The sequence below is a fragment of the Haemophilus haemolyticus genome, from assembly GCF_003490935.1.
In the GTDB taxonomy this organism is placed as follows: Bacteria; Pseudomonadota; Gammaproteobacteria; order Enterobacterales; family Pasteurellaceae; genus Haemophilus; species Haemophilus haemolyticus_M.
In genome coordinates, this window is sequence record NZ_QQGD01000003.1 from 179,239 (window position 1) to 197,835 (window position 18,597).

The window sequence follows — 18,597 nt, forward strand, 5'->3', positions numbered from 1 at the left end:
ATTTTTGTGTAAAATTTATTCACAATGTTTTGATTCATTGTAAATTTTGTAAAAAGTGCGATAAACTAGGTCGGTTTATATTTACCCTAGGATAACTAACATGACTGATTCTCAATCTGGCGTTCAGACCACTGATGCGCAAGTAAATTCACAAAAACTAACCAATACAAAAGATATTATTGCGTATTTGGCTGAAAAATTTCCTCTTTGCTTTATTTTAGAAGGCGAAGCAAAACCATTAAAAATTGGTCTGTTCCAAGATTTAGCGGAAGCATTACAAGATGATGAGCGTGTAAGCAAAACTCAGTTGCGTCAGGCTCTTCGTCAATACACATCAAATTGGCGTTATTTACATGGTTGTCGCGAAGGCGCGGTGCGCGTAGATTTACAAGGTAATCCAGCCGGAGTATTAGAAGCGGAACATGTAACTCATGCAGCTCAACAGCTTGCAGATGCTAAAGCGCGTGTTGCTGAAAAACGTAAAGCCGAAGCTGCAGCGAAAAAAGCACAACAAAAACAACGCCCACGTAAACCTGCAAATAAAAATGCTAAACACTTCAATAAGCCGTCACTAAGTGCGGTTGATTTTTCACAAATTTCTGTTGGTTCTGTGGTGAAAGTGAAAGCTGGTGATCATGCGAAAAAAGCAACAGTAGTGGAAGTGCTAAAAGATTCTGCACGTGTTGAACTTGAAAACGGTTTGGTTATGAGCGTAGCTGCAGATCGTTTATTTGCATAATGATTTAATTCTACTCGGGAAAGGTTATGAGATCTAATATTTCAAAAAATGTGATTACTAGCGCATTGTTATCGGCATTGTTAATCGGCTCTATGCCTGCTTTGGCTGTGCAGCCTAAATTAAAACTGAGCGATATTACTATTCCAACAGCAAGCGAAGAGAATCAGTTGGCGACTAAGCGTGCAACGACTCGATTAACCCAATCGCATTATCGAAAGATCTCATTAGATGATGCTTTTTCTGAGAAGATTTTTGATCGTTATATTAAAAATATTGATTTTAGCCATAACACCTTTTTGCAATCTGATGTAGATGAACTTCGTCAAAAATATGGCGCTAAGTTGGATGACCAGTTAAATCAAGGTGATCTTTCTGCTGCTTTTGATATTTATGATGTAATGATGAAGCGTCGTTATGAACGTTATGCTTATGCGTTGTCTTTATTAGATAAAGAGCCTAATTTGAATGGTCAGGATCAAATTGAAATTGATCGTGAAAAAGCGGCATTTCCGAAAAACGAAGAGGAAGCCAACAAACTTTGGGAAGAACGAGTAAAAAATGACATTATCAATCTTAAATTAAAAGATAAAAAATGGTCAGAAATTAAAACAAAACTCACCAAACGTTATAATTTGGCAATTCGTCGTTTAACTCAAACTAAGGCAGATGACATTCTTCAAACTTATTTAAATGCATTTGCTCGCGAAATTGATCCGCATACAAGCTATCTTGCACCAAGAACAGCGAAAAGTTTTAACGAAAGCATGAATCTTTCTCTTGAGGGGATTGGGGCAACTTTACAATCAGAAGATGATGAAACAAGCATCAAGTCACTTGTTCCTGGCGCACCAGCTGAAAAAAGTAAAAAATTGCACCCAGGAGATAAGATTATTGGTGTGGGTCAAGCAACAGGTGAAATTGAAGATATCGTAGGCTGGCGTTTAGAAGATATTGTTGAGAAAATCAAAGGTAAAAAAGGCACAAAAGTGCGGTTAGAAATTGAACCGTCTAAAGGTGGAAAATCCCGCATTATTACTTTAGTTCGAGATAAAGTTCGTATTGAAGATCAAGCCGCAAAATTAACCATGGATAAAGCAGATGGTAAAAATATTGCGGTAATCAAAGTGCCAAGTTTCTATATTGGTTTAACTGATGATGTTAAAAAATTATTGGTTAAAGCAGAGAAACAAAAAGCCGATGCGTTAATTATTGATTTGCGTGAGAACGGTGGTGGCGCATTAACAGAAGCGGTTGCTTTAAGTGGTTTGTTTATTACTAATGGTCCTGTTGTGCAAGTACGTGATGCTTACCAACGAATTCGTGTACATGAAGATGATGATGCCGAGCAACAATATAAAGGCCCTTTGTTTGTCATGATTAACCGTTATAGTGCTTCGGCATCAGAGATTTTTGCAGCAGCAATGCAAGATTATAATCGCGGTATTGTTATTGGTCAAAATACTTATGGTAAAGGTACCGTTCAGCAAAGTCGTCCTTTAAATTTTGTGTATGATTTGGATCAGACGCCGTTAGGTTTATTGCAATATACTATCCAAAAATTCTATCGAATTAATGGTGGATCAACTCAGTTAAAAGGTGTGGCGGCAGATATTAATTTCCCTGAAATTATCGATACTAAAGAGTATGGCGAAGATAAAGAAGATAATGCATTACCGTGGGATAAAATTCCATCTGCAACTTATAAAGAAGTTGGCAATGCGCGTAAAGATGTTGATGTATTAAATAAAAAACATCTTGAGCGTATTGCCAAAGATCCTGAATTTGTTGCATTGAATGAAGATCTAAAAATTCGTAATGAGCGCCGTGATCGCAAATTCTTATCGTTGAATTATCAAACACGTAAAGCTGAAAACGATAAAGATGATGCAAGACGTTTAAAAGATATTAATGAGCGTTTTAAACGAGAAGGTAAAAAAGCATTAAATGATATTGATGATTTACCGAAAGATTATGAAGCGCCAGATTTCTTCTTAAAAGAAGCAGAAAAAATGGCTGCGGATTTTGTCATGTTGAATTCAAGTGCGCAAGATGTTGGTAAAGAAGCTCAGAAACCAACAGAAAAAGTAGAAGAGAAAAAGTAGAAGAGAAAAAATAAAATTATTTTAACCGAACTTTGTTTTAGAACTTAGATAAAGTGTGGTTGTTTTTAGGAAATGTTTAAGGAATGGCTATGTTTAAAAGCACTGCAAAGCTCTCAGTATTTGTGTTGTCATTGTCAATGATGACATCAGGATGCGCTTTAGCAGATTTTGCAAACAATGGGAAGTCTGCGCAAATTCATGGAATTGATGTTTCTCATTTATCTCCAGAAGAAAAACAAAAGCTCGAAGAAGAAATTAAATTAGATCAAGCGCGCTTATCACAGGAAAAGCAATCGATTTTAGAGATGTCGCTAACCCATGAAATAGGCGAGCATGCTTTACAGTTTAAGCCTTTGTTAGCTCGTTTATATGCAGAACGTAAATATGCACCATTATGGAAAGATAATACTGCGGCTCGCCAATTATTACAGGATTACGCAGCAATGGTGGCTAGCGGTATTTCTAAACGTTCAGCAAAATCCTTAGAATCCTTTGAATTGATCGAGCAACAAGGCGGGTTAGCTTATGATGTTTTATTGAGCGATATATTGCTAGATTATTTGTATTATACTCAAAATGTAGGCGTACAAGCTCAACGCTGGCTTTATTCATCTAGCACTTATCAAGTTCAACAACCTGCAGATGAGCATATTCAACGTTGGTTAAGTGCGGTAGAAAATGGCCAACTTTTAGGTTTTGTACAAAGTTTATCGGGCGATAATCACTTATATCATCAAACTGTTAAAGCGTTATCATCAATGGTATCTGCATCAGGCTTATCAGAGATTGGGCAGAAACTTGCAATTAATGCACAGCGTTTGCGAGTAATTCCTGATTTTCATAATGGTATCTTTGTAAATATTCCAAGTTATAAATTACAGTATTATCGGGATGGTGAGCTGATTTTAGAATCTCGGGTGATTGTTGGAAAAAATTCGCGCAGAACACCAGTAATGTATAGTAAATTAAGCAATGTAGTAGTTAATCCCCCTTGGAATGCGCCAACTCGTTTAATCAATGAAGATTTATTGCCAAAAATGAAAGCGGATCCAAATTATATTGCGGAGCATAATTATTCAATTTTAGATAGTCAGGGAAATGTCGTTGATCCAGCTTCTATTGATTGGGAATCTATTAGTAATAAATTCCCTTATCGTGTTCGACAAGCCGCTGGCGATAGTGCATTGGGTAATTATAAATTTAATATGCCAAGCTCAGATGCGATTTATTTACATGACACACCAAATCATGGGCTGTTTAGTCGTAAAGATCGCGCATTAAGTTCTGGTTGCGTGCGTGTGGAAAAGTCCGATCAACTTGCTAGTATTTTATTGAAAGAAGCAGGGTGGTCTGATGAACGTAAAAAGAATGTTTTAGAAAGTAAAAAAACGGTTTCTGCCCCAATTCGTTCAGAAAACCCAGTATTTATATACTATGTGACATCTTGGGTTGAGAATGGAAATATTCAGGCATTGCCAGATATTTATAAATATGATGGATTGATGAATTTCAGTGGAATTAACTGGAATGTCGTCAAAAAATATCTCTAATAATCCATCAAAAAATAGAAAGGAGAGATGATGAAGGTTGATAAACAGAAACGTAAATGGCTGTCGCTCGGTGGCATTGTTTTAGGCGCATCAGTTTTACCAAATTCTGTATTAGCAATGGTTTCAACACCTAAGCCTCGTATTTTGACTTTCCGTAACATTAATACGGGAGAGCGATTAAGTGGTGAATTTTCTGCACACAAAGGTTTCTCGAGCGCAATATTAAAGAGATTGGACCATTTTATGCGCGATAAACGAACAAACCAAGTTCATAGAATGGATCCAAATTTATTCCACAAGTTTTATAACATTCAAAGAAATTTAGGGTTACGCAATGCTGAAATTGAAGTAATTTGTGGGTATCGTTCTGCTGCAACTAATGCAATGCGTCATCGTCAAAGTAGCGGAGTAGCAAGTAATAGTTATCATATTAAAGGAAAGGCCATTGATTTCCGTATTGCTGGCATACCTTTGACTAAAGTAAAAGCTGTTGCAGAAAATTTGAGTAATGGTGGAGTAGGATATTATCCGACAAGTAATTTTATTCATGTGGATACTGGCCCTGTTAGAACCTGGAAAGGGGTATAAAATAAATTTAAAATTGACCGCACTTTTGTGCGGTTTTTCATTGGAAAATACTATGCTATTTGACAGTCATCTTCATTTGGATCAACTCTCTGATGAGAATATTCAGAAAACACTTGGTGATTCAAAGATTACAGGTATGCTTGCAGTAAGTACGAATCTAAAAAGTGCTAAAAAACTATTGAATTTAAAACAGGCTTATCCCAAGAAACTTTATATTGCAGTTGGTTTTCATCCTGAACAGCCCTTGCTGAATTTAGAAGAGCAAGATGAATTATTTCAATGGATTGATGAACATCATTCATCGATTTCTGCGATTGGCGAGGTGGGGTTGCCACATTATTCTAAACGTGAAAATGCAAATTTGGATTACGCACCTTACATTGAATTACTGGAACGATTTATTCTGATAGCGAAAAAATGGGATTTGTCGTTAAATTTACATATTGTGCACAATGATGTGGATATTGCGCTTGAATTACTGCAAAAACATAATATCCAACGAGCCCATTTTCATTGGTTTAAGACAGATGAAAAATCTTTTCAGAAATTTTTATCTACACCATATTTCGCTAGTCTCACGCCTGATATCTCATGGAATCCTAAAACGCAATATGTTGCTCAACATTTATCGTTGAACCGTTTGATGATTGAAACAGATAGCCCTTGGCCACACGAAGGATTGGAAAGTGCGGTAATTTCCGAGCAATTATTCGCAGTAGTGAAGAAAGTAGCTGAATTAAGATCTTTGCCATTACATTATGTTCAAGAGCAAATACTTTTGAATACTCAACAATTTTATCGATTATAAGGAGAAAACATGAATATCGAAATTATCCCAGTCACCGCATTTCAACAAAACTGTTCTTTGATTTGGGATGACGACAAAAATGCAGCAATTATTGACCCAGGTGGCGAAGCTGAACGCCTAATTCAACGTATTGAAGAACTGGATTTAAATCTTAAAGTGATTTTGCTTACCCATGGTCATTTAGATCATGTTGGTGCAGCGATGCAATTAAAACAACATTTTGGTGTTGAAATTTGGGGTTCTCATGAAGAAGATAAATTTTTATTTGAGAGTTTGCCAGAACAAGCCCAACGCTTTGGTTTACCAAATATTGAAGCCTTTTTACCTGACCGTTGGTTTAATCAAGAAGGCGAAATCTTAAAATTAGATAGCTTTAATTTCGAGATTTTACATTTACCAGGGCATACACCAGGGCATATTGGTTTTATTGAACATGAGAAAAAAGTAGCATTTACAGGCGATGTATTATTTCAAGGTGGCATTGGTCGCACCGATTTTCCTCGTGGCGACTATGAAACATTGATATCTTCAATTCGAACAAAATTATTACCGCTGAACGAAGATATTATTATTATCGCTGGGCATGGACCTTATACAACCATTGGCCGAGAAAAACAGACAAACCCATTTTTAAATTCTAAATCCTAAGTTTTAATACAAGTAAAAATAACCGCACTTTGTTTAAGAGATGAAGTACGGTTTTTTATTGATTTTATGCGAAAAAGGGCGAGATTATGTCACAACCTCATTCTACTATTCAGTTACTTCTCGAAATCTTGCGTTTCATTACTAAAAAAGGGTAATCCCTGTTGAGCAAATATCGCTTTCTCAATGCTACTGCAACCACGTTCACTTTTGAACGCTCAAAATTCAACCTAAAACATTATCTCGCTGAACAACATTTTGGCTTTGGTAACGGCAAGAAAATCCGTCTGACTTTTCGCATTGGTAAGCCTTATGGTTTCCATTTAACCGAAACGCCGTTGTCCACAGATCAAGAAATCACAGACGAAGGCGAAACTTATTTAGTTCGTGCGACGGTGGTGGAAAGTGAGATACTGAATTGGTGGATGCGAAGTTTGGAGAGGAGATTGAGGAGGTTGGGCGAGAATATATAAATAGAATAATTTTTAATCCCTTTCATTGAAAAATGAAAGGGATTTTTTGTGTGTTTTTTCATCGATTTCTCAATGAGTATACTCATTGTTGTTTTAGCTTTACAGCTAAAACAAACAAATCTGATTAAACATTTATTTATAGGAGATCTATTATGAAAAAGAATGTTCGTATTGGCGTATATATCTCTTTTTCATCTGAAACCCCAAAATCTGATATTGAGAATATTTTTAGAAATTTGGGATATGAGTTTGTTCAAGGAATTTTTCTTTCTGAAAGGGAATGTAATTTTATTAAAGATATTGAAATAGATATAGATAAAGTAAATTCTGAATTGAAAGCTTTAGAATTGAGAGCAAGAAATACTCTTGAAAAATGTGGGGTCAAAGCGATTCAATTAAAATTTTTTGGTGAATATAGTAATTAGTATAGGGTGAGTTATGTTTAAAAAAACGTTGTCAGTTTTTTCGATTTTTGTTTTAACCGCATGTGGTAGTAGTTATCAATTTATTCCACAACAACCAAAATATAAAATATCAGATGAGGATATGAAGGAAGTTGTGTCTGTTATTAATAAATTAGAACATTGTATCCACCCTGAATTAAAAGGTCTAACATTGGAGGATGCGGATAGAAAGGTCTATAGAAAATATTCTCAAGAAGAAAGAATTCTTTGGAATAATGCTCAGCTGAACACCATTGTTAAAGTAATAGGAGAACGAGATTCAAGAATAATAGCAAACGATCCTGCTTCACAAGCTTATTTTTCTGAACAGCATAAAAAATTTAATAACAATATAGCAAATGTTGACGTAAATGAATGTAAGGCATTCAAAAGAGACTATAACAATGCAATTTCAGAATTAAGAAAACAAATTCAAGAACAGAAAAAACAAGCTATTGCTAAACAAAAAGCAGCAGAGCAGCAGCGTAAAGCTCAGCAAATTCAAGCCGAAAAAGAGCGTAAAGCCCGCGAAGCATATTTAAAAACACCACAAGGTCAAGCCGAATTAGCTCGTCAGCAGCAAGCTGAATATCAGCGCCAAATGTTAGCTCAGCAACGTGAATATCAACAGCAAATGTTAGAGATGCAAAGACAAGCTGCTCAGCAAGCTGCATTTCAAGAATTCTCTAACTCTATTAGTTCAGGATTTCGAAATATGAATCAGCAAATCCAACAGGGCACACAATTTATGAATCAAATGAATCAGAATATGCGTTCTTCCTGTCAATCTATTGGAAATGGTTGGGGAACTGGCGGTTGGACAAATGTTTGTAATTAAGGAGAAATCTTAAATGAAATTTAAAATAGCATTAATTCTATTATCTGCTTTTTCATTAACGGGTTGCATTACAGCATATATGATTTCTGATGAAGAAGCATTTAAAATAGGAAAAGAAGAGAAAATGACAATGGAATGTTTGTCTCGATATAGTAATATATCTGACTTGAAAAATATATCGAATTTACCTGATGTAGGAATTGGTGAAAGATTAAAATTTGCAGCCAAAGAAACTATAGGTAGTACAGTTTTTGGACAAGGTAGATATAATTTTATAAAAAGAGATTATATATTCCATAAGTCAGTTGAAAATCATATGGATATTATTAATAAGGCACGTAGTATAAATATTCAACCTAATTTTCAAGAGTGTAAATTATATGTTGATCACTATGAAAATATTTATCGCACTTTAAAATATCAAGGGTTTTAATAAGCAAATAAATATGAAACATTCAATTAAAATTTTAGCAATACCATTTTTAGTGTCAGCTTTTTCACAATCAGTATCAGCTAATTTGCCTGCAAATATTTCTCGTACACAGCTGATTCAAAAAGCAGAGCAAGGCAATGAAGACGCACAATTAATGTTGGCAGCTCGTTATGGTAAGGGCTATAGCGATGTGCCAAAAGATTGTTCTCAATCTATTTATTGGTTTACTAGAGCGGCAGAACAAGGAAGTGCATTAGGACAATTTTCTTTAGCTATGGCATACGAGCAGGGAGATTGTGTGCAGCAAAGCCATAATCAAGCTGTTAAATGGTTTAAGACTGCGGCACAACAAAATATTCCTATTGCTCAAGCGATGCTTGCACAGAAATATTATCGTGGTCAAGGCGTAAGACAGAATCGAGCTGAAGCAAAAGAATGGACTGGAAGAGCTTGTGATAATGGTATAGAAGATGCCTGCCATAATTATCGGCTGATGAATGAAGGTAAGTATTAATAAAAATCAATGATTCTTACCAAGATTCGTTTTCTTTTTTAAAATCCCTTTCACCATCAGATGAAAGGGATTTTTTATTGTTTGAAATTCAAAGAGTTTGAACTAGATCACAAATTTGTAACAATTTCTGATAAGAGACTTATTTCCTTTTCAATCCCATGTATAATGGATAAAAAATGGAGCGAAAAATATCGTTCCAAATAATCATAATTAAGAGGTAATTATGCAGCAAAACAAGGCATTTGATGATTGGTTAGCTAGCACAGCATTAGGCGGTGCAAATCAATCTTATATAGAAGAACTTTATGAAAGCTATTTGAGTGATCCGCAGTCGGTGGAGGAAAGCTGGCGAGCCACTTTTGATTCTTTACCAAAAATGACGGCACTTGAACAGCCTCATACACCAGTGCGAGATTATTTTCGTCGTTTGGCGCGAGAAAATCATAATGAAGCGGTGACAGTGATAGATCCTGCTGCTGGTGCAAAATTGGTGAAAGTTCTACAATTTATCAATGCCTATCGTTTTCGTGGCCATTTAGAGGCTAATCTCGATCCCCTCAATTATTATCGTTGGAAAGTATCTTCCGTCCCTGAATTAGATTATCGTCATCACGGTTTTACTGAACAAGATCTCAACGAAACCTTCAATATTAATCATTACGTTTACAAACGCGATACCATTAAGCTTGGTGAGTTAGCTCAAATGTTGAAAGAGACATATTGTGGCTCAATTGGCTTAGAGTTTATGCATGTGCAAGATATGGCACAGAAAACTTGGCTTCAGAGCAAAATGGAAAGTGTGTTAGATAAACCGCTTTTTACATCTGAAGAACGTGTTAATTTTCTTCGTGAACTGACGGCAGCAGACGGTTTAGAACGTTATCTCGGTGCAAAATTCCCAGGGGCGAAACGCTTTTCCTTAGAAGGAAGTGATGCGTTTATTCCATTGATGAAAGAAATTATTCGTCATGCTAGTCGCCAAGGTGTAAATGATGTGGTAATGGGAATGGCACACCGTGGGCGTTTGAATATGCTCGTGAATGTATTAGGTAAAAAGCCTGAGGATTTATTTGATGAATTTGCAGGTAAACATTCGAGTGAACGTACGGGAGATGTGAAATATCATCAAGGTTTTTCTTCTGATTTTGCAGTGGATGATAAGCGAGTTCACTTAACGTTGGCATTCAATCCATCTCATTTGGAAATTGTAAGCCCAGTAGTGGTGGGTTCTGTACGTTCAAGACAGACCCGTATTAATGATACAACGCGTAGTCAAGTTTTAGCGATTACAGTACATGGTGATTCCGCAGTAGCAGGGCAAGGCGTTGTTCAAGAAACATTGAATATGTCAAATGCTCGCGGTTACAGTGTGGGCGGCACGATTCGTATTGTTATTAATAATCAAATTGGTTTTACGACATCTAATCCGAATGATACTCGTTCTACAGAGTATTGCACCGATATAGCGAAAATGATTCAAGCGCCGATTATTCACGTTAATGGTGATGATCCTGAAGCGGTTGCTTTTGCTGCGCGTATGGCGGTGGAATATCGTAATTTATTCAAACGAGATATCTTTATCGATTTAATTTCTTATCGCCGTCATGGTCATAATGAAGCCGATGAGCCATTAGCTACTCAACCAATGATGTATAGCATCATTAAAAAACATCCTACCCCTCGTAAAGTTTATGCAGATCGCTTAGTTTCAGAAGGCGTGATGAGTGAAGAACAAGTCACCGAGATGGCGAATGATTATCGCGATGCGCTAGATAATGGTGATCGTGTCGTATCAGAATGGCGAGAAATGGATACGGCAAAAATGGATTGGTTGCAATATCTTAACTATGATTGGACTGCGCCGTATGAAAGCAAATTTTCACAGGAACGTTTTTTAACTCTTGCTAAACGTGTATGTGAATATCCAGAAAGTTTACGTGCTCATCCTCGTGTAGAAAAAATCTATAATGATCGTAAAGCAATGTATCAAGGCGAGAAATTGCTCGACTGGGGTATGGCTGAAACCATGGCTTATGCAACCTTACTTGATGAAGGTGTTAATGTCCGTTTATCAGGTGAAGATGCGGGGCGGGGAACCTTTTTCCATCGTCATGCCGTGGTGCATAATCAAAATGATGGTACGGGGTATGTACCATTAACACATTTGCATGCTAACCAAGGTCGTTTTGAAGTATGGGATTCTGTACTTTCAGAAGAGTCTGTACTTGCTTTTGAATATGGTTATGCAACAACAGATCCAAAAACTTTAACCATTTGGGAAGCGCAATTTGGTGATTTTGCTAATGGTGCACAAATTGTTATCGACCAATTTATTAGCTCTGGTGAACAAAAATGGGGCAGAATGTGTGGTTTAGTTATGCTATTGCCTCATGGCTATGAGGGACAAGGTCCAGAACATTCTTCTGCTCGCCTTGAACGTTATTTGCAACTTTGTGCTGAACAAAATATGCAGGTCTGCGTGCCGTCAACGCCAGCACAGGTGTATCACATGTTGCGCCGTCAGTCGTTACGTAAAATGCGCCGTCCATTGATTGCCATTTCTCCAAAATCTTTGTTACGCCATCCATTGGCTGTATCCAGTTTAGATGAGTTGATTAATGGAGCTTTCCAAACTGTAATTGGAGAAATTGATGAGCTTGATCCTAAAGATGTAAAACGTGTGGTCATGTGTTCAGGTAAAGTTTATTACGATTTACTTGAACAACGCCGTGCGAATAACCAGAAAAATGTAGCGATTATCCGCATTGAGCAGCTTTATCCATTCCCGCATGAGGATGTGAAGAAAGCGCTTGAGCCTTATGCACATATCAGGGATTATGTGTGGTGCCAAGAAGAACCACTTAACCAAGGAGCTTGGTATTGCAGTAAACATAATTTTGAATCAGCAATTCCAGAATCCGTTAAACTTAAATATGCAGGGCGTCCAGCTTCAGCTTCGCCTGCTGTGGGTTATATGTCGCTTCACACTAAACAACAAAAACAATTAGTGGAAGATGCGTTAACCCTATAAAGTGCGGTTGAAAATTAAGATATTTTTATAAATTTACAGGTGTACTTGTTGCATCCTGGATAAAAAGTAAAAGAGTAATTTAGTGCAATAAGTTGCACTTTAAGAGATAAGGAAAAATAAAATGACCATTGAAATTCTTGTTCCAGACCTACCTGAATCAGTTGCGGATGCAATCGTTGTTACTTGGCATAAAAAAGTAGGTGATACTGTTAAACGTGATGAAGTTATTGTAGAAATTGAAACGGATAAAGTTGTGCTAGAAGTACCAGCACTTTCTGATGGCGTACTGGCAGAAGTTGTTCAAGCTGAGGGCGAAACTGTGGTGAGTAAACAGTTGCTAGGAAAAATTTCTACGGCTCAAGAGGGGGATGTCAGTTCTGCAACGTTAAAAGTAACGAATGAACCTACACCATCTGATCGTCAACATGCAGCGATTGAAAATAGTCATAATCATAATGCGGATCAAGGCCCTGCGATTCGTCGTTTATTAGCAGAACATGATTTACAAGCAGATCAAATTCAAGGTTCGGGCGTGGGCGGCCGTTTAACACGTGAAGATATTGAACGTGAAATCGCAAAACGACAAGCACTGCAAGCGAAACAAGACGTTGCCACTGAGCAAAATACAATTAGTACGGTAGCTTATAGTGCACGTTCTGAAAAACGTGTGCCAATGACCCGTTTGCGTAAACGTATTGCTGAACGTTTACTGGAAGCCAAAAATAGTACAGCAATGCTTACTACTTTCAATGAAGTGGATATGCAGCCGATAATGACTTTGCGCAAAACCTACGGCGAAAAATTTGAAAAACAGCATGGTGTCCGTTTAGGCTTTATGTCTTTTTATATCAAAGCGGTGGTGGAAGCATTAAAACGTTATCCTGAAGTGAATGCTTCTATCGATGGGGATGATGTTGTTTATCATAACTATTTTGATATTAGTATTGCGGTTTCGACTCCTCGTGGATTAGTCACACCAGTGCTTCGAGATTGCGATAAGCTCAGTATGGCAGAGATCGAAAAACAAATTAAAGCATTAGCTGAAAAAGGTCGTGATGGTAAATTGACAGTAAAAGAACTTACTGGTGGCAATTTTACTATTACAAATGGCGGAGTATTTGGTTCTCTTATGTCTACTCCAATTATCAATCCGCCACAAAGTGCAATTTTAGGGATGCATGCCATTAAAGAACGCCCGATTGCGCTTAATGGTCAAGTTGTGATTCGTCCAATGATGTATCTTGCCTTATCTTACGATCATCGCCTAATTGATGGCCGTGAATCTGTTGGTTTCTTGGTAACGATTAAAGAATTATTGGAAGACCCAACAAGATTATTATTGGAAATCTAAGAAATAAAAGGCTTTCTGTGTTAGAAAGCCTTTTAAAATAAACAAAAAATTAACCGCACTTTAAATATTTAAAAAGAATATTCAAAAGTGCGGTTATTTTATTGTGTGTTTTTAATTAGAGATCGAAATCCCCAAAATCATTCGTATCAACTTTTGAGTCAATTTGACCTACAAGGTAAGAACTCACTTCCACTTCTTGTGGTGCCACTTGTACGTTGTCAGAAACAAGCCATGCGTTAATCCATGGAATTGGGTTAGAACGTGCACCAAATGGCAATGGAAGACCAACGGCTTGCATACGGATATTGGTGATGTATTCCACGTATTGCACCAAAATATCTTTGTTTAAACCAATCATTGAACCGTCTTTAAACAAATAATCTGCCCAGTCTTTTTCTTGTTCCGCAGCGGCTAAGAATAGATCATAGGCTTCTTGTTTACATTCTTCTGCAATTTCTGCCATTTCTGGGTCATCTTGACCTGCAGCCATGATGTTTAAAATATGCTGCGTACCAGTTAAGTGTAAGGCTTCATCACGAGCGATAAATTTAATAATTTTAGCATTACCTTCCATTAATTGACGTTCAGCAAAGGCAAAGGAACAAGCGAAAGATACGTAGAAACGAATTGCTTCAAGCGCATTCACACTCATCAAGCAAAGGTAAAGTTGTTTTTTCAAATTACGTAATGTCACAACACATTCTTTACCATCTATCGTGTAAGTACCTTCACCGTACAGGCTGTAAAGTTGGCTATCGCGAATTAAATCGTCGTAATAAGAAGAAATATCACGAGCACGTTTGATGATTTCTTCGTTCGTCACGATGTCGTCAAACACGATAGACGGATCGTTCACAATGTTACGAATAATGTGGGTGTAAGAACGAGAGTGGATGGTTTCGGAGAATGTCCAGGTTTCAATCCAAGTTTCTAATTCAGGAATAGACACTAAAGGCAATAGTGCTACGTTTGGGCTACGACCTTGAATAGAATCTAGTAAGGTTTGATATTTTAAGTTACTGATGAAAATGTGTTTTTCATGTTCAGGTAACGCGGCATAGTCGATACGGTCTTGCGACACATCCACTTCTTCTGGACGCCAGAAGAAAGAAAGTTGTTTTTCAATGAGCTTTTCAAAAGTCTCATACTTTTGTTGATCGTAACGTGCAACATTAACGTTTTGACCAAAGAACATCGGTTCTTTTAATTGGTCGTTTTTGTTTTGTGAGAAAGTAGTGTATGCCATATATTATTCCCCGTTTTGGCAACCTTAATTTTGCCAATAGTAATTAATAGGTTACAAGTAGCGGGCTAAAGCCCGCTTATAATTTGAAAGTAAATAGTTAGATTTTACAAGCTCCACCAGCACAGCCATCATCAAGATCTTCTTGAGCATCTTCAGCGCCGTCGCGAGTGTTTTGATAGTAAAGGGTTTTTAAACCATATTTATAAGCGGTTAAAAGATCTTTTAACAACACTTTCATTGGTACTTTACCGTCTTCAAAACGTTTTGGATCATAGTTGGTGTTGGCCGAGATCGCTTGGTCTACGAATTTTTGCATAATACCGACTAAATGTAAGTAGCCGTCATTGCTTGGAATATCCCAAAGTAATTCGTAGTTGTCGCTTAAGTTTTCGTACTCAGGTACAACTTGTTTTAGGATGCCATCTTTTGAGGCTTTAATACTTACATGACCACGCGGTGGCTCGATACCATTAGTCGCATTGGAAATTTGCGATGATGTTTCCGATGGCATTAAGGCGGTTAGTGTTGAGTTACGTAAACCAAATTCTTGAATATCTTTACGCAAACTTTCCCAATCATAATGTAATGGCTCTTGTGTTAAGGCATCTAAATCTTTCTTATAGGTATCAATAGGTAAAATGCCTTTTGCATAAGTGGTTTCATTGAAGTATTCGCAAGCACCTTGCTCTTTTGCTAAGTTCATAGAGGCTTTCAATAAATAATATTGAATGGCTTCAAAAGTGCGGTGAGTTAAATCATTAGCTGAACCATCAGAATAACGAACACCATTTTTCGCAAGGTAATAAGCATAGTTAATGACACCGATACCTAATGCACGACGAGCAAGTGAACTACGTTTTGCCGCTACAACAGGGTAATCTTGATAATCTAATAATGCATCAAGCGAGCGCACAGCAAGATCGGCAAGTTCTTCCAATTCATCTAAGTTTTCAATCTTACCTAAGTTAAATGCGGAAAGGGTACAAAGTGCGATTTCTCCATTTTCATCATTAATGTGCTGAAGTGGTTTCGTTGGTAACGCGATTTCTAAACATAAGTTAGATTGGCGAACTGGTGCCACTTGTGGATCAAACGGAGAGTGAGTATTACAGTGGTCTACGTTTTGAATGTAGATTCGGCCTGTTGATGCACGTTCTTGCATTAATAAAGAGAAAATCTCAACGGCTTTGACGGTGCGTTTACGGATAGTTGGATCTTGTTCGTATTTTACGTAAAGTTCTTCAAATTTGTCTTGATCCGCAAAGAATGCTTCATAAAGTCCAGGTACATCTGATGGACTGAATAAAGTAATCTCGCCACCTTTAATTAAGCGTTGATACATTAATTTGTTTAATTGGACGCCATAATCCATATGACGAACGCGGTTGTCTTCTACACCACGGTTATTTTTTAATACAAGTAAGCTTTCTGCTTCTAAGTGCCAAATTGGGTAATAAAGTGTCGCAGCACCGCCACGAACGCCACCTTGTGAGCAAGATTTTACCGCGGTTTGGAAATATTTATAGAATGGAATACAACCCGTATGGAATGCTTCACCGCCACGAATCTCACTACCTAATGCACGAATTGCACCAGCATTGATACCAATCCCTGCACGTTGTGAAACATATTTCACAATAGCTGATGCAGTTGCATTGATTGAATCTAAGCTGTCATCACATTCAATTAATACGCAAGAGCTGAACTGACGAGTCGGTGTGCGCACCCCCGCCATAATTGGCGTTGGTAAGGAGATTTTGAAGGTAGATGTTGCATCGTAGAAACGTTTCACATAGTCCAAACGTGTTTCTTTTGGATATTTAGAGAATAAACTTGCGGCAACAAGTAAATAGAGGAATTGTGCTGATTCGTAGATTTCTCCCGTCACACGGTTTTGTACTAAATACTTACCTTCTAATTGTTTTACGGCAGCATAAGAGAATGTCATATCACGCCAATGGTCGATGAAATTGTCCATTTCATCCCATTCTTCGCGGGTATAATCATCCAATAAGGCATGATCGTATTTTCCCATGCGCACTAATTTTTTGACGTGATCGTATAAACGAGGGGGATCAAAATGACCGTAGGCTTTTTTACGTAAATGGAAAATCGCTAAGCGAGCAGCTAAAAATTGATAATCAGGCGTATCTTTGCTGATTAAATCTGCGGCTGCTTTAATAATGGTTTCGTGAATGTCTGAAGTGCGAATGCCTTCATAAAATTGAATGTGTGAGCGAAGCTCAACTTGGGAAACAGACACATTGTCCAGACCTTCTGCTGCCCATGTAATAACACGGTGGATTTTATCAAGATTGATTTGTTCCTGCGTGCCATCACGCTTGGTTACCATTAAGCTTTTATTCATTGTACGACCCTTGTTATTATGGCGATGTTAAACACAAGATATAGTGTTTATAATAAAATTACGCACAAGGTAATGTGTTTTTTGCTTGAGATCAAGCAATAAATTTTTTGCTTGAATTATTGACAATAGGTAACTTATTTAAAAATAAATGTTTTTTTCGAAAGAGCAAAAAAATCAAATTTTTTACTTGTAAAAATGAGAAAAGTGCGGTTGAAATTCGTTGAATTTTGACCGCACTTTGAAGATTAGTTGAGATATTTGAAAACTTTAATTACTTTTTGCACGCCACTGATTTTGCTCGCAATATCTGCAGCTGCATCAGCTTGAGCGTGAGTCACTGTACCGAGTAGGAAAACTTCTCCATTTTCGCTAATAACTTTTACATCTGTCGCTTTAACTCGACCATCGACTAACATTTTTGATTTGACCTGAGTGGTAATCCAACTGTCTTTGCTAATTTGTGCAAAAGAGATTTTCGGGCCAATAGTCAGTTCGTTATAAATATCATTGACACCTTCAACGCCTTTTGCAAGATCTGCGGCTGTTTCTCTTACGCCACTATTGGGAACTTGACCGATTAAAAGTACTCGACCATTGTAAGACACTGCATTTACACGACCTTCAGTTTTGATTTGAGCATCTTTTTCAACGGCATTTTCGACTTTGAATTCGAGTGTTTCGTCATCAACTTGTGTGCCAGCTGTTCGAGGATCGGTACCAACTTTAGCTGCTGCGGCGCCACCACCAAGAGCGGCAACGATACAGCCTTGCAAAAAGAATGTTGTGCTAAGCACGATAGCCAGTTTTTTTAACGGGGATAATGTCATAATTAACTCCTTTTGAGATTAAATTACCGCTAGTTTGAAATTGATTTATTTTGCTGTCAAGCACTTGGGAACAAGGTGTGGTCAACTAATTCACAAAGGGCATTGATAACAAAAAGATGGTTTTCTAAGACTCGACTTTCTTTCGTTGCTGGAATCGATATTTCTAAATCACTATCGGCTAAAATTCCTTGAATTGCATCGTTACTAGAGCCAGTTAGTGCAATGACATTAACTTCTTTATTTACTGCATGAGAAATAATGTTTAGTACGATCTTCTCTGTTCCCAAAGGCGCAAAAGCGATAAGTAAGTCACCTGGTTTGGCAACGGCATTAAATTGGTGACAATACAATTCCTCAGGCGAGTGTTCAAAAACAAGAGAAGAACCCACCGCACTTTCTAAACTTAAGAGCACAGAGGGAAAACTCGGTCTTGCTAAATCATATCGATTAAGCAAGTTAGATACGAGAAACTGTGCATTGGCATAAGAACGCGAGACGCCACAAGCGATCACTTTATTGCCGCCTAGCAAACATTGCATCACCATTTGGGTAGCGTTAGCAATATTTTCCGAAAGCATGCTAGACGCAGCAATTTGAATTTGAATACTTTCGCTATAAATATCTTTTACTTTTTGTAACAT

Annotated in this window: 17 protein-coding genes; 13 read left to right on the top strand and 4 right to left on the bottom strand. The window is 37.3% G+C overall.

The window, feature by feature from the left end; all coding sequences use genetic code 11:
- Positions 1–100 precede the first annotated feature (100 nt).
- From proQ to odhB, 13 genes are all read left to right on the top strand, one after another.
- Positions 101–739 (top strand): RNA chaperone ProQ, encoded by a 639-nt coding sequence (gene proQ, locus DV417_RS04995; RefSeq protein WP_009500999.1) that lies wholly within the window; start codon positions 101–103, stop codon positions 737–739.
- A gap of 26 nt (positions 740–765) precedes the next feature.
- Positions 766–2,841, top strand: coding sequence for a carboxy terminal-processing peptidase (gene prc, locus DV417_RS05000; protein ID WP_118878922.1), 2,076 nt, complete (start codon positions 766–768; stop codon positions 2,839–2,841).
- Between the two features lie 89 nt (positions 2,842–2,930).
- On the top strand, positions 2,931–4,391 hold the full coding sequence (locus tag DV417_RS05005) for a L,D-transpeptidase family protein (protein ID WP_478292513.1): 1,461 nt from the start codon (positions 2,931–2,933) through the stop codon (positions 4,389–4,391).
- Positions 4,392–4,418: 27 nt separating this feature from the next.
- Positions 4,419–4,979 (top strand): peptidoglycan L,D-endopeptidase MepK, encoded by a 561-nt coding sequence (gene mepK, locus DV417_RS05010; RefSeq protein ID WP_118878925.1) that lies wholly within the window; start codon positions 4,419–4,421, stop codon positions 4,977–4,979.
- A 52-nt stretch (positions 4,980–5,031) separates the two neighbouring features.
- On the top strand, positions 5,032–5,787 hold the full coding sequence (locus DV417_RS05015) for a TatD family hydrolase (RefSeq protein ID WP_118878928.1): 756 nt from the start codon (positions 5,032–5,034) through the stop codon (positions 5,785–5,787).
- A 9-nt stretch (positions 5,788–5,796) separates the two neighbouring features.
- A complete protein-coding gene (locus tag DV417_RS05020; protein ID WP_118878930.1) occupies positions 5,797–6,435 on the top strand; it encodes an MBL fold metallo-hydrolase in 639 nt (212 codons plus the stop codon).
- A gap of 161 nt (positions 6,436–6,596) precedes the next feature.
- Positions 6,597–6,905 (top strand): WYL domain-containing protein, encoded by a 309-nt coding sequence (locus DV417_RS05025; RefSeq protein ID WP_239990476.1) that lies wholly within the window; start codon positions 6,597–6,599, stop codon positions 6,903–6,905.
- A 152-nt stretch (positions 6,906–7,057) separates the two neighbouring features.
- The gene (locus DV417_RS05030) at positions 7,058–7,330 is read left to right on the top strand and encodes a hypothetical protein (RefSeq protein WP_065249682.1); all 273 of its coding nucleotides are present in this window, start codon (positions 7,058–7,060) and stop codon (positions 7,328–7,330) included.
- Between the two features lie 13 nt (positions 7,331–7,343).
- Positions 7,344–8,186: a DUF5358 family protein gene (locus DV417_RS05035; protein WP_118878931.1), complete on the top strand. Its 843-nt coding sequence runs from the start codon at positions 7,344–7,346 to the stop codon at positions 8,184–8,186.
- A 13-nt stretch (positions 8,187–8,199) separates the two neighbouring features.
- Positions 8,200–8,619, top strand: a complete 420-nt coding sequence (locus DV417_RS05040) for a hypothetical protein (protein WP_065249680.1) — start codon at positions 8,200–8,202, stop codon at positions 8,617–8,619.
- Between the two features lie 13 nt (positions 8,620–8,632).
- Positions 8,633–9,133, top strand: coding sequence for a tetratricopeptide repeat protein (locus DV417_RS05045; protein WP_118878933.1), 501 nt, complete (start codon positions 8,633–8,635; stop codon positions 9,131–9,133).
- A 223-nt stretch (positions 9,134–9,356) separates the two neighbouring features.
- Complete coding sequence (gene sucA, locus DV417_RS05050; RefSeq protein ID WP_118878935.1) at positions 9,357–12,164, top strand: 2-oxoglutarate dehydrogenase E1 component; 2,808 nt, start codon at positions 9,357–9,359, stop codon at positions 12,162–12,164.
- A 121-nt stretch (positions 12,165–12,285) separates the two neighbouring features.
- Positions 12,286–13,515 (top strand): 2-oxoglutarate dehydrogenase complex dihydrolipoyllysine-residue succinyltransferase, encoded by a 1,230-nt coding sequence (gene odhB / locus DV417_RS05055; RefSeq protein ID WP_118878937.1) that lies wholly within the window; start codon positions 12,286–12,288, stop codon positions 13,513–13,515.
- A 115-nt stretch (positions 13,516–13,630) separates the two neighbouring features.
- Here the strand turns inward: odhB and nrdB are convergent, their stop codons facing one another.
- The 4 genes from nrdB to DV417_RS05075 form a co-directional block, all read right to left on the bottom strand.
- Positions 13,631–14,761 carry a class Ia ribonucleoside-diphosphate reductase subunit beta gene (gene nrdB / locus DV417_RS05060; RefSeq protein ID WP_118878939.1) on the bottom strand — a complete coding sequence of 377 codons (1,131 nt, stop codon included), beginning with the start codon at positions 14,759–14,761 and terminating at the stop codon, positions 13,631–13,633.
- Between the two features lie 97 nt (positions 14,762–14,858).
- Positions 14,859–17,129 carry a class 1a ribonucleoside-diphosphate reductase subunit alpha gene (gene nrdA, locus DV417_RS05065; RefSeq protein ID WP_118878941.1) on the bottom strand — a complete coding sequence of 757 codons (2,271 nt, stop codon included), beginning with the start codon at positions 17,127–17,129 and terminating at the stop codon, positions 14,859–14,861.
- Between the two features lie 245 nt (positions 17,130–17,374).
- The gene (dolP, locus tag DV417_RS05070; RefSeq protein WP_118878943.1) at positions 17,375–17,956 is read right to left on the bottom strand and encodes a division/outer membrane stress-associated lipid-binding lipoprotein; all 582 of its coding nucleotides are present in this window, start codon (positions 17,954–17,956) and stop codon (positions 17,375–17,377) included.
- A gap of 56 nt (positions 17,957–18,012) precedes the next feature.
- Positions 18,013–18,597 (bottom strand): D-sedoheptulose-7-phosphate isomerase, encoded by a 585-nt coding sequence (locus tag DV417_RS05075; RefSeq protein ID WP_046939212.1) that lies wholly within the window; start codon positions 18,595–18,597, stop codon positions 18,013–18,015.